The following is a 12,398-nucleotide window of genomic DNA, read 5'->3' as shown; positions in this document are numbered from 1 at the left end:
AAGACCTTGGCCGTGTACGAAGAAGTCTGTACGGGGCTCCTCCACATACGCTTCCCCGAAGACCGCATCATTCCTACCATCACCGCGCCCGAAGCCTTCATCTTCGGCTCAGCATTCGATGTCAACGCACCCGAACGCATCTTCAACTCCGGAACCTTGGCCACCATGCCCCGAACTTCCCAGCAACCCTTACCCAGCGTGACTCTGGTCGCACCCATGAACCGCTCTCAGATTCCGTATTTCGACTCGATCTAAACGCCCTGATCACTGGCCTGAGGTACCTCCGGACATGTGCTGGATGAGATGCAAACCCCCTTCATTGGGGGTCGTCGCAGCTACTTCTACTCCCGTTGTTCAAGAGCCGATAACAGCGATTCTGTAAAGCTGACATTGATAAATTCGTCGACCGCCTTGTTCATCCCCGACTCTGGAACGGTGATCCGCTCATGCATCACGAATCTCTACTCGTGGTCATAGCATCAGGCCTGTCAGATGTCAGCATTGGGAACGGCCACTGGGCTCACCCAGTAATCCCGTCGAAGTAATTACCGAAGGATTCAGCGGCTTTCAATGGCGAGCTGACCTCAAGTCTGCTTTTGCTACGGGCGGTAACCCTCCCACCACCAGCCGTGCTCCAGGAAGTAGATCAGGAACGGAGCCACGACCGCTGCAAGGGACAAGGCAATAGCCACAATTGTCATCCGTTTGTTGAAGAGTGACTGTTGCGTGCGATCTTGGTCGACGCGCTTTCGGTCTTCCTCAGCGTTTTGGATGGTCTGGTTTAGTGCAGCGAGTAGAACCTTGGTCTCCTCCAAATGTTGGAGCTGTTCCGCAGCTTGATAACGCGTGGGCGCCGGCGGCGGGGGAGCCGCCTGGTAACTAGCACCGTTGAGGGGCACCCCGCCGCTAGCTTCGGAGCGTAGGCGGCCAAAGCTATATGCGGCAGGCGAGGCCGCTCTTGCGGCCCGGGCGACATTTTCCAGGCTGTTGGAAAAGCTGTCAGATGAGTTACTCAAGGAATCCCCAGTCGATATTCAAGCAGCCGGATTAGAAGTTCAGCTCGCCGTCCCGGCCGAGCTCCATCTCCAGATCCAGTTCCTTCGGCTTCACATTTCGCGGGCCTGCGGAGTGGTTGCGCGGATGATTCGGGTGCTCTTCCCGCATCCAGCCAAGGTAGGTACTGCTGTCTCCCGCGCCCAAGCGGAATGTGCCGGCATAGTCACAGCCGTCCACCGTGCATGCAAGCTCAGAATCAGCCATCATTCGTCCCCCATCTCGAAGTGTTTGCTGCTCAGAGTACCTGTCGCGCTTATGGGCTGTCGTCGCGGGACGTGAAAGTGTCCAGGATCTCGTCCATGGCTCGCCTACGGGAAAGCCCTGCCGACCTGGAGCCCGATTACGAAGTACATGATAGTCCGGGGCGCGTTGCTGCTGCCCGTGAGACTGACGCGGCCCGGTCTAGGCTGGGGCCGTGCAAATTATCATTGATACGGATCCCGAAGAGCTCGCCCGGCGTTCGGCTGATATAGCCCAATCAGCCGCAGATGCTGCTTGGTTGTCTGCCTACGCAACTCTCGCCACCGCCATCTTGTCCTTCGGTCTTTTGGTCGGCGCCGTGCTTGCTTGGCGTGTAGCCAGAGACACCCTAGACCAAAGCAAGCGGGCCCACGAGCAGATGGAGAAGGACAGCGTAGAGCAGACCCGGCCCTACGTTTACGCAAGGATCGTTCCCAGTATCGGAGGATATAACGCTTGGGACCTCGTTGTCCGAAATTCCGGGCGCTCATCCGCAAGTAACCTGACCATCACAGTTTCGGAGTGGCCGGCGTCGGACACGCTGACCGAGGCCCTGCGGACCATGTTTATGCACCCGCAAATCTTGCCGCCCGATACCAGTATCAGGACATATTGGTTTCTGGGGCCGCGAGACCAGGCCGGCTCGAGCGGGGCAGCGGGCTTTGATATCCCTGTGGACCTCACGGTCAACTATTTCGGCAGTGGTCCCAATCCTCACCAGTACGTGGAGACTTTTCATCTCAATCCTTCTGTTCTCGGCCTAACGCCGCAGCCCGCTGCCGGCGTGAAGCTCAAGGAACCAACGGAAGAATTGCATAAGATGCGGGAGATCGTGCAGGCCCTTAACGAACTGCGAAGAGGCCAGTAGAAGGGGCTTATGGACCCCCGGCTGGATTGTCCGTACGCACACGGATTTGGTGAGCCCCTTCTAGGTTTAGAAGTAGGAGACATTTCTTGTGTGTGACCTTGCCCATGTCACGGCATCGGTCCACATTCAAGCCATCCCAAAGGCATGCAAGACGACCGTCCGCACCTTCATTTTTCTGGCTATGCTCCCATGGGAAATGAGCGATCATCAGCCCAGGGCCCGAGGCGCGTACGCAAGAAACTTGACACTATCCAGTACAGTCAAAGTTAAAAGGAGCTGCCCCTCCTCCCAGCGCAAGATCCGATTCTGCAGCATCGAAGACTGGAGCTGCAAGCCGATCCCGTGGCGCTGAATTTGCCTGGCGATAGTCCCCCCGAACCCTCGACTTGCAGGTGACACGGAAGTCCCGGGAACATCGGGCATAGCTCAAGAAAAACCCCTGCCTGCCGTACGGGTATTCTCACTGCGAAGGCCAGAAAACACTGCTGATGATCTTCGTGGACAGTTAAATTTGGAGCGACTGCTAACGTAGAAAGTAGATACAACGTGCGCTGTTACGCGTAACCAAAATCCTATTGATTCCACCCTCCATCATGATTCGTATGGGCAGTCAGATAGCAAACCTTCAGTCCATGTGATCATCGCCGTTGAATTGGTAACGACATACGGCGCATACTGTTCAACAACCTTCGAACCTCTGCAACAGCAGGGGTTCTTTTCTTTTAAGCACAGCACAGAAAGGAGCCAACCTTTACACCCTAAGTCAACCTCAAAATCGTGACCCCTCCCTCGAAGGACCGTCCCTTGGACGGTCCTTTTCTTTTGCCCTCATCCGAACATTCCGGGCGCCGCTGACGCCCTCAGACACAGGAGGTAAACCTTGAAGTCACATCCCTATGCGCGCTTCATCAACTGGACCGCGGCGACTTACATCAAGGAGCGGCGGCCGGGCACTCGGCAGTCTCAGGCGGTACTAACTTGGCTAAGGGCCTATGGCATTACAGCCGCAAGGGTCGACGCGTTCTTGCGGCTTAACGGGCGGCACTCCCCGACGATGCCCAACGGGCTGGTCATGGACATTCTGGAGCTCAGCCACTCAAAGGTCCGCCAAACGCTGAAAGACGAATACGTGCTCGATGCGCTGCTCCATACGTGGGGCCCCCTGGCAGATGTCTACGGCAGGGCAGCTACCCCGGCCGCCCAAGAAGTGGCCAGACTACTACTTCTGGACGAAGGCGGCCACGCGCTCATCATGGCAGAAGGCATGGGATACCCCGGAGAAGAGACATTGCTGAGGAGGTACTGGCGTGAGACCGACCTGCTGGACCTTTCCCAGATTCACAAAGGCACAGCGGGTTTCAAAGATGTCGGCAGGCTCCTTGAGGACATTAAACGGAAGAGGAAGGAGCTTCCACAGCGGCCAACTCCTGTGCAGCTCCCACACCAGCAACAATCTACAAGGCCGACTTCAGCGCACAGGAAGACACCAACCCCTTCGGCCTACCAGCGCCCGGGCACCTGCTCGCCAGGCCAGGACCCCGACCGACTCCCGCCTCTGCCCACCAGCGGTCGGCGTTGGCGTCACCCCTCTGCAGACCTGAACGATGGACTATACGGAAACTGGCGCGACCACTGGGACAACACGTTGCCCGAACGGTAAAGCATGCGCCTCCAACCCCGCCGCTTACTTCGCAGCGGGGTAACGGTGCCTCCCTCCCGCCCGTTCGCACATGGACACCACCCCTGGCGTTTGTGAGGCGGCGATGCCGGCGGACGGCCTGGAATTGGCGAAACTCCTGCCAAAAAAGCGCCAAAGTTCGATGGACGACCCGGCAGGATAAACCGCGAGGTTATCTGGGAACGCGGGGGAGGGGCCTACTTCAATCCTGCGTGGCGGAGGTACTGGTAGACAGTTTCCCTGCTGATTCCGTAATCGCGGGCTAAGACGACTTTCGGGATACCGCTGCCGGCGCGTTCAACCAGTTCTGCTGCACGCTCGGGTGTCAGCGTCTTTTTCCGTCCTTTGTAGACGCCGCGCTGCTGGGCCAGAGCGATGCCCTCGCGCTGGCGTTCCCTGATCAGTGCGCGTTCGAATTCGGCGAAGGCACCCATGACGGAGAGCATGAGGTTAGCCATGGGGGAGTCCTCACCGGTGAAGACGAGCTGCTCCTTGAGGAACTCCACCCGCACCCCACGGCGGGTGAGCCCTTGGACCAGGGAGCGCAGGTCATCGAGGTTGCGGGCGAGCCGGTCCATGCTGTGCACAACGACGGCGTCCCCGTCCCGGACGAACCGGAGCAATTCGGTCAGCTGCGGCCGTGCGGTGTCCCGGCCGGAGGCCTTGTCCGTGAAAACCCGGTCCAGGACCTGGCCTTCGAGCTGGCGCTGCTCATTCTGGTCAAGGGTGCTGACCCTTACGTACCCGATGCGCTGACCTTTCACGCCGGCCTCCGTTCGACGGTATTGAGAACGAGTGTTCGCCCGCTCATGGACCACGTCAAGAGCCGCCGGAATAAGGGAACTAGCCCCAATTTAGATGACCCGGCCCGCTAACCCCGAAAAAATGCATCTGATGCAATACGCAGCCTTCAGCTTTACATAACGTCCGTTATCGGCGTTTGAGTGGGACGAATAGAAGTAGATGAGAGAACTCGTCTCTCGGTGTTTTTGGCTGTATTCGCAGGTCGGACGGTTGTAGTGAGGCCTTGCCGCCGATCGGCATGAACGAGTCCCTGGGTCCGTGACGAATAGGAAACCCCGTAGCCGGAATTGGCTGTACGTGGTCCGGCGGGGCGTCGCCGTGCAGCCCGAGACCACGCAGGGCCTCCCTGGCTAAAGCGATCGCCCGTCGGCGGAGCGCTGGCCTGCTTGTCAAACACTCATAGGGCCGCGAGAGGGGACGGGGCTTGGTTCCTGCCCGTGGGTGATCTCTGTCCAGCCCGGGTTTTCGGCCAGGGCGCCGATCCTTTCCGAGGGGCCGGCCCCAGCTTCCTGCCTCTCGGACTGTCAGCAGGAAGAGGGCGACTCTGGGTGGAAATTTCCCGCCGAGCATCCCAGGAAGCTGTGATGGCGGCAACAATTTTTTAGAAAAATCTATTGACCGGTCAATTACTTAATTGTACGGTCATTACATGAGCACGCCACTCCATGTGAAGATCCGCACGGGCCTCGAAGCGAGGATTCAGTCCGGTGAACTGCCCCCCGGGGCGAGGATGCCAACTGAGGCCGAACTGCAGGCCAAGCATGGCGTTAGCCGTTCAGTCGCTCAGCGTGTTCTTAATGATCTCGCCCAGGCCGGATTGGTCGTGCGTCAAAAGCGGTTGGGCACCCATGTCGCCGAAGGTGCCCGCCAAGTGAATCTGCTTCGTTCTCTGGATCCGCGGATCGAGAGTGCGGGTCTTCCCGGCCATATGGCTGTGATTTCGGCTGAAATCATGCCCGCCGGCAAAGCCGAGGTTGACGTACCTGGCGTTGATGACGATGACCCTGTCACACAGTTGGTCCGAGTCAGGCACGACCAAGATGAGACCCCAATCGTCATCGAGGTCGTGGCCATTCCCTTCTCCTTGGCACCCAGGCTGCTTGAAGAACAACTCGAAAGCCTGTCAGTCCGAGCTCATTTCGCTAAGAACAAAGTGTCAATCGCAAGATCGCGAATGTACTTCGACCCAATTCTGCTGGAACAACGCCACGCAGATCTTCTCGGCATCGAACCAGGGGTCGCCGTATTACGGCGGCGCCGACTTATGTGGCAGCCCAACGGGCAAATCGCGGAATCAGCTGCGTACTACCTACGCCCGGACGCCCTTGAGTTCTACGTCGAATACTCCGAATCAAGCCACTAGGAAGCCCAAGAACCTCATTCCTGGGCCGAAGATCAAAATTTTCAGGAGCACACCCCAATGAAACGACGACTTACCATACTGGCCCTCGCATCTGTGGTGGGCATTTTCGGGATGAGCGCTTGCGCCAATCCCACCGATAACGTTGGCGCCCAGCAATCAGGCAGCACCGACATCCTGGCAGCTGTCCAAAAGGACGACACCATCGCCGCGATGCTGCCAGAAGAGATCCGCCAAAAGGGCGGTTTCACAATTTCTATCAATGCCGACGTGGCCCCCGTGAAGTTCGTCGATGGAGACGGCAAGATCACGGGCCTGAACCCCGAGCTCCTCAGGGCAGCAGCGAAAGTTCTCGGCACCGAAGCCGAGTTCCAGGAGGGCACCTTCGATGCCATGGTTCCCGGGCTGGAAGCGAAACGCTATGACGCCATTGCTTCAGTCGCTGACTTCGTCGAGAGGCAAACCCGGATTGACTTTATCGACTACCTGAAAAACGGTACGGCGATCATCGCTGGCAAGAACTTCGAGAAGGACCAGATCACGCCCGAGCAGTTTTGCGGCATGAGCATCGGGTTCGCCCGCGGTACATCGCAGCAGGGCAACCTGGAGAAGTACGCCCAGGCCTGTGCAGAAAAAGGAGCACCCAAGCTGGAAGTCAATGGGTATCAGAACTCTGGCGCCGGGATCCTGTCAGTGAAGAGCGGGGCCGCGACCGCCTACTGGGGTGACCTCCCGCAGATGTCCTACAACGTCAAGACCGATCCCGATTCTTTCAAGATCGTCTACCAGGAACAAAAAAGCGTCCTTGGAATCGGCATCAACAAGGACAACCCGAAGCTCCGGGACGCGCTCCGTGCCGCCCTGCTCAAACTGGTCGAAAATGGCACCTACGACGCTCTCCTGGACAAATGGGGTCTCAACGACTTCGGAATCCCGGACATGCATGTGAACAGCACCAACAAGCTTGGAGGCAAGTAACATGTCCAGCCTCCTAGCGAAGCGACGGACAACCCAAGCGTCCACAGCATCAAGGACGCCGACCGACCTGGCTGGCCTCAAAATCAGGCCCAGAATCGGCGTAGCCCAGTGGCTAAGCATCGCCCTGGCCGTATATCTGGGACTGGCAAGCATCCAGTTCTTCGTCTTCAACGACAACTGGAAATGGGATGTCGTCTTCTCCTATCTGTTTAGCCAAATCATCATAAACGGCCTGCTGAACACGATCTACCTCACACTTCTCACGACCTTCTTCGGGCTGATTCTGGGTGTGTTCACGGCCTGGGCACGCATGTCCCCCCTGGTTGTACTGCGAACAATCGCCATCCTCTACATCTGGTTGATGAGAGCCATGCCCCCGCTGGTCATGCTGCTGTTCGTGTTTTTCTTCGGCGCACTGGCTCCGACGTTGGGCATCGGGATTCCTTTCGGGCCGACCTTCGCCTCGGTTCCCGCTAACGAGGTTATATCCCGCTTCAGCGCCGCAATCATCGGCTTGTCAATCTACCTTGGCGCCTACTCAGCAGAAATCTTCCGTGGGGGCATACTGGCCCTGCCCTCAGGACAGTTCGAGGCCTGCAAATCCCTCGGGCTTCCACCTTTCAAGGCCTATCAGAAAATCCTCGGCCCTCAGCTGATCCGCGTCATCATTCCCTCGCTGGCCAATGACGTCATCACGATCTTCAAGAGCACATCGCTGGTCTCGGTTATCGGCTACACCGAACTTCTGACCACGGTTCAAACCATTTACGCACGGAACTTTGAAACCATTCCCCTTCTCGTCGTTGCGGTCATCTGGTACTTGGTGCTGACAAGCATCGCGATGTTCGGCCAAGCACGGCTGGAAAAGCGGTTCGGACGCGGATTTGCGCGCCGGAACCCTAGCGACCCAAAGCCAGCAGCTCTTGAGAACGCAGGCAAGGAAAACCTCTGAGATGACAACCAACCTGAAATCAGAAACACCGTTGCTTCAACTCGTTGGAGTGAGTAAACACTTTGGCGCCCTCAAAGCCGTGGACGACGTCAGCCTCGACATCCGCAGCGGTTCAGTAACCTGCCTTGTCGGCCCATCCGGTTCCGGTAAGAGCACCCTGCTCCGCACGGTCAACATGATGGAAGAGATCAATGAGGGCGCCATCTTCTTCGAGGGCAAGATGATAGGACACGAGGTCCACAATGGTCACCGCGTGCCGGTGTCCAAGAGCGTCGCGCGTAAACAGACCCTGAACTTTGGCATGGTGTTCCAACACTTCAATCTCTTCCCGCACTACACGGCGCTGGAAAACGTAACGGCTGCACCGATGATCGTAAAGGGCCTCCGGAAGAAGGACGCCGAAGCTATCGGGCGGCGGGTACTGGAACGAGTTGGTCTGGGCAGCCGAATGGATCACTACCCCAGCGAGCTCTCGGGCGGCCAGCAACAGCGCGTTGCCATCGCCCGTGCTCTCGCTATGGAACCTAAAGTCCTGCTCTTTGACGAACCCACCAGCGCCCTAGATCCCGAACTTGTCGCAGAAGTCCTGGCAGTAATGAAGGGCCTCGCGGAACAGGGATCAACCATGATGATCGTCACCCACGAAATGCGGTTCGCAGAAGATGTCGCCGACGAGGTCGTCATGATGGACGCGGGCCGCATCATTGAGCGCGGAGTGCCCCAAGAGATACTTCACAACCCCACAACACCCCGAGCAAAGAAGTTCTTCGCATCCGTCGGGGCACTCTAAGACCCAGAAAGGCTGATATCAGTCGTGCAACATAAAGTAATCGTCATCGGGGCCGGAGTCATAGGCTGCTGCCTCGCAGATGAACTAACACGCCGGGGCGCGTCAGTCACCGTCATTGATGCAGCCGAAGTCGGATCTGCCACCAGCGCTGCCACTTTCGCCTGGGTGAATTCCAACAACAAAACCCCCGAGGAGTACAGCAACCTCAATCTCCTCGGCCTTCAAGCCCACGAGCGCTCAGCCTCCCGAGGCGGCGGCCGATGGTTCCACCAAACCGGAAACGTCCAGATCGCACAAAGCAACGACGAACTCGAAGCCCTCCAGCACAAAGTGGAAAAGCTCGCATCCAACGGCTACGAGGTGCGCCTTCTAACTCCTGCCCAAGTACGGGAACTCGAACCCTCACTTGAAGCCCCACGCCTTACCGGCGGCGCTTTCTACCCTGAAGAAGGCTGGATCGACACGCTCACCATGTGCACCAGCCTCCTGAACCGTGCTATTACGGGCGGGGCCACCTTCGCCCCCTATGAAACGGTCACAGGCATCCAACCCAATCAGGTAACGACACGGACGACTGACGGGACTACCCGCAAACACCAGGCCGACACGATCATCCTTGCCGCCGGAAACGGAACCCGCAAGATTCTTGCCACGGCAGGGATCGACTTTCCGACATTGGAGCCATCAGGAACCGGGGCCGGGAAGGATGCGAAGAACGCCGGCATCGGGATCATCAGCACCACCGGCCCCATCGCCTCCGGGATGCGCCATATCGTCAGGGCGACAGGTATCGCCATGCGCCCGGCCCGCAATGGAGGAATCACCTTCGCAGACCACCCTACAGGCGGGAAATGGGACATAGACGACCTCCGGATCTGGACCGTCCCGGCGCTACTTCTTGAACGCGCCCGTGAACTCTATCCGACCCTGAAGAACGTATCTACAGAAAACGTGAGCCTTGGCATCCGTGTGCTGCCGGAGGACGGCCTGACCATCGCGGACCGCCTCGCCGACTACCCGTCCATATATGCGGTCGCCACGCACAGCGGGGTGACGCTCTCGGCGCATCTGGCCGAGGCAGTGGCGGATGAAGTCCTGGATGGCCGCCGCCACCATTCGCTTGAGGCCTTTGGCCTGGCACGATTTGAAACCGCCAACCTCTAGTCCTTCAACTCGCTAGCAAACTCGATGCAGATCGGAGATAGCGGCGAATCCATTCAGCCGGCCTGTCACTCCGGTGACAGGCCGGCCCTGCCCTGCACGTGAAAAGAGAAATGGATGACGAACGTTGTTATCAGGTCGCAGGAGAACAATGCGGCCGCCACCTCCTTGGCCCTCGCCCTGGCGGGCCACGAGGTCGCGCTCCTGGGCGCGGGACTAGCTCCCGGAGAGCACTCATTTCAGTACCTCGGTCAGCAGAAGACAGTACGTTTATCGACGATCCAAGCGCTTAATCCAACCACCCCGACGGCTGGAGTCGTGTTCGCTGAAGGAGAGAGTGTACGTGACGGTATAGAGCACATAATCCGCAACTACGGCACCCCAGATTTTTTTGCAATCATCGGTGGCGGTATCAGTGGGATTGCGGAAGCTCTGAACACCGCGAAGGCTTACAACATCAGTGCCGCCCATATCCTGCACGTTGGAAGCTTCATCGTCAACGGCACTGGCTCGGACGTTAAGGCCGAAAAGCGAAACGTCCTGGCTGGCTTTCTTGACGATGAAACCCCGTCCACTCTCATCGATTTGGCAGAGGCAACGTTCCCCCAAATAGCCATTGGTGACGGCCCTACCGTAGCCCTCTCGAGTGTTAATGCGTTCGTGCACCTCCCGCCCATGCTGCTTAACGCTATGAACGTTGAGCGGGGTGAAAACCTGCGGCTATACGTTGAAGGGTTCGGTGACAGCGTGTGCAGACTCCTCGAAGCCCTCGATGAAGACCGCCTTCGTCTGGGTAATGCGCTTGGCTGCCGCCTCACACCTATCCCGGTACTCCTGGAAGAAAGCAGGGGACCCGAGGGCCTGCCGGGAAAGACCCTTAGAGAAAAGATCAACTCATTCCCGGCCTATCAGCACATCAAACTTCCCTCAAGCCTTCACCACCGCTACCTCTCCCATGAACTTCGCTCCACTTTCAGCCCTATGAACGAGATTGCCAAGGCTATTGGCATTCAACTTCCTTCAATCCATTCGGTCGTCCGCTTGGGCGAGATCCTCCTAGCCACAGACCTGAGCAACGAGGCCAAACCAGTTGCGCGGCAGTTCCTCAAATACCTCCCCACCCCGATAGGCCAACACAGGACATGACAGCAGAACGAGTTCAGAAACACTCCCCTGGCACCGTGTCATGGGCACCGCGAAGGGAAGAGCCCGGCCTAGCCTTGTAGAAGACGCCACCCGCTTGGAATCGTTTCACCTGTAATGACGATCCTTGCCATTTCTGTCAGGGTCCGGAAACCGATTAGACATGCGGCTCGCCCCGAATACGGTGCCCTAAGGCCCGAAACTTGCGAGGGGATGTCGGTCGTGATGGCGGGCGGCCGCTCAGTCTCCTCATCGACTGCCCCGGGCAACAGCTAACAGGAACGCGCGAAGCTACACCCAACCTGGCCGCACGGCCTGGCGCAAGCCCTGGCCAGAGGAACGGCTGGGCTGGGTGCGTTGCCTTCGTTCCCTGACACAACCCCGATTTAAGGACTACTAATGTGCCCTCGTAAGAAATTAGGCGCCCACAGGGGACGTGTCGGCGCACAGGCCGGCTACCAGATTCCCTTTGAAGAATTTGCCGCCGTCTTGCGCCAGCTGCGCAAGAACGAGCAAGTGATTGTGCAGCTTCTCAACGGCCGAAGCACCACTGGGTCTGTTGATCTGGTGTCACTCAACGCGGACCTACTGTGGCTCCATACTCATCATGGCCGCCAAATGTTTCTCCATGAAGATGTCCGGGACATTACGAAATCTGCCCCCGACACTCCAAAAAAAGCAGAGACCCTGAGGTTAGGGCGGGCAGAGAAATCATAAGACCACAAGAAGCTGGCTCCATAAAGAAGGGGACGGATCGAATTCAGCGATGAAAGAAGTCGATCCCGCGAAAACGCAGAGCAGGATTAAGTAGCCGGGATAGTGACTTCGCTCTCCCAACTGGTTGGAATTAGCAACGGCCGACTGCTCGTCGTAATTCGGGGTATCGCTGGGCCGGCCTGCTTGAGGGCGGCAGCAGTCTGACCTTGTACGTAGACCAAAACCGATCTCATGATTCCTTCAAGGAAGTCCTATAGTGCGGATGTACTACACCCCAACCTGACGTCGGGGCGCCTGACGTGGGAAGACTTGCCCCGTAGGTGGAGCTCCGGCCTGGTTCTCAGACACCTGACGAACCGCAGGAGGTGACATCACCCGCCCCTTCGCTAAGCGACTTCCATCAAGACCTGATTCTTCGGACTATTTTGATAGTTCTCGGGCTACCGCAGCTCGGTTTCCTGCCCCTCCAACTGTCAGGGTGGGATCTGAGAACATCATGAGCCACCGTCAACAATGCGGAATTTCGCGCTATTCTGACGCCAGACCGGCGCCGCAACTTGCCCGCGCTCCCCGTCACCCTGTCCAACGCTGCTCTAGGGCGAGGCGACCTCAGAGAAACTTTTACGGGCAAGGCGTGCGGGAACCCTCACA

The 12,398-nt window shown here is 58.1% G+C and carries 11 protein-coding genes; 9 read left to right on the top strand and 2 right to left on the bottom strand.

What is annotated here, in order from left to right; all coding sequences use genetic code 11:
* Positions 1-12: 12 nt before the first annotated feature.
* Complete coding sequence (locus ACR65K_RS16905) at positions 13-255, top strand: hypothetical protein (protein ID WP_440154180.1); 243 nt, start codon at positions 13-15, stop codon at positions 253-255.
* A 792-nt stretch (positions 256-1,047) separates the two neighbouring features.
* Here ACR65K_RS16905 and ACR65K_RS16900 read toward each other — a convergent pair.
* Entirely contained in the window at positions 1,048-1,260 is a 213-nt protein-coding gene (locus ACR65K_RS16900) for a hypothetical protein (RefSeq protein WP_440154179.1), read from the bottom strand.
* 211 nt (positions 1,261-1,471) lie between these two features.
* Here ACR65K_RS16900 and ACR65K_RS16895 point away from each other — a divergent pair, with 211 nt between their 5' ends.
* The gene (locus tag ACR65K_RS16895; RefSeq protein WP_440154178.1) at positions 1,472-2,164 is read left to right on the top strand and encodes a DUF8453 domain-containing protein; all 693 of its coding nucleotides are present in this window, start codon (positions 1,472-1,474) and stop codon (positions 2,162-2,164) included.
* An 880-nt stretch (positions 2,165-3,044) separates the two neighbouring features.
* Positions 3,045-3,824, top strand: a complete 780-nt coding sequence (locus ACR65K_RS16890; protein WP_440154177.1) for a hypothetical protein — start codon at positions 3,045-3,047, stop codon at positions 3,822-3,824.
* Positions 3,825-4,039: 215 nt separating this feature from the next.
* Here the strand turns inward: ACR65K_RS16890 and ACR65K_RS16885 are convergent, their stop codons facing one another.
* On the bottom strand, positions 4,040-4,606 hold the full coding sequence (locus ACR65K_RS16885) for a recombinase family protein (RefSeq protein WP_440154176.1): 567 nt from the start codon (positions 4,604-4,606) through the stop codon (positions 4,040-4,042).
* A 689-nt stretch (positions 4,607-5,295) separates the two neighbouring features.
* Here ACR65K_RS16885 and ACR65K_RS16880 point away from each other — a divergent pair.
* The 6 genes from ACR65K_RS16880 (at position 5,296) to ACR65K_RS16855 (ending at position 11,033) form a co-directional block, all read left to right on the top strand.
* Entirely contained in the window at positions 5,296-6,009 is a 714-nt protein-coding gene (locus ACR65K_RS16880; RefSeq protein ID WP_174180896.1) for a GntR family transcriptional regulator, read from the top strand.
* A gap of 57 nt (positions 6,010-6,066) precedes the next feature.
* Positions 6,067-6,984 (top strand): ABC transporter substrate-binding protein, encoded by a 918-nt coding sequence (locus tag ACR65K_RS16875; protein WP_174180894.1) that lies wholly within the window; start codon positions 6,067-6,069, stop codon positions 6,982-6,984.
* Between the two features lies 1 nt (position 6,985).
* Positions 6,986-7,936 (top strand): amino acid ABC transporter permease, encoded by a 951-nt coding sequence (locus tag ACR65K_RS16870; protein ID WP_174180892.1) that lies wholly within the window; start codon positions 6,986-6,988, stop codon positions 7,934-7,936.
* Between the two features lies 1 nt (position 7,937).
* On the top strand, positions 7,938-8,726 hold the full coding sequence (locus ACR65K_RS16865; protein WP_281359095.1) for an amino acid ABC transporter ATP-binding protein: 789 nt from the start codon (positions 7,938-7,940) through the stop codon (positions 8,724-8,726).
* A gap of 24 nt (positions 8,727-8,750) precedes the next feature.
* The gene (locus ACR65K_RS16860; protein ID WP_440154175.1) at positions 8,751-9,890 is read left to right on the top strand and encodes an NAD(P)/FAD-dependent oxidoreductase; all 1,140 of its coding nucleotides are present in this window, start codon (positions 8,751-8,753) and stop codon (positions 9,888-9,890) included.
* Positions 9,891-10,004: 114 nt separating this feature from the next.
* Positions 10,005-11,033: an NAD/NADP octopine/nopaline dehydrogenase family protein gene (locus ACR65K_RS16855; RefSeq protein ID WP_174180888.1), complete on the top strand. Its 1,029-nt coding sequence runs from the start codon at positions 10,005-10,007 to the stop codon at positions 11,031-11,033.
* The last annotated feature ends 1,365 nt before the right edge of the window (positions 11,034-12,398 follow it).

The organism is Arthrobacter sp. SAFR-179 (genome assembly GCF_059414945.1).
This window is presented reverse-complemented; position numbering and strand designations above follow the sequence as displayed.

Excerpts from the sequence above, each read along its gene's own strand:
- ACR65K_RS16900 (WP_440154179.1), bottom strand. The coding sequence starts at position 1,260 with ATGGCTGATTCTGAGCTTGCATGCACGGTGGACGGCTGTGACTATGCC.
- ACR65K_RS16880 (WP_174180896.1), top strand. The coding sequence starts at position 5,296 with ATGAGCACGCCACTCCATGTGAAGATCCGCACGGGCCTCGAAGCGAGG.
- ACR65K_RS16875 (WP_174180894.1), top strand. The coding sequence starts at position 6,067 with ATGAAACGACGACTTACCATACTGGCCCTCGCATCTGTGGTGGGCATT.
- ACR65K_RS16870 (WP_174180892.1), top strand. The coding sequence starts at position 6,986 with ATGTCCAGCCTCCTAGCGAAGCGACGGACAACCCAAGCGTCCACAGCA.
- ACR65K_RS16865 (WP_281359095.1), top strand. The coding sequence starts at position 7,938 with ATGACAACCAACCTGAAATCAGAAACACCGTTGCTTCAACTCGTTGGA.
- ACR65K_RS16855 (WP_174180888.1), top strand. The coding sequence starts at position 10,005 with ATGACGAACGTTGTTATCAGGTCGCAGGAGAACAATGCGGCCGCCACC.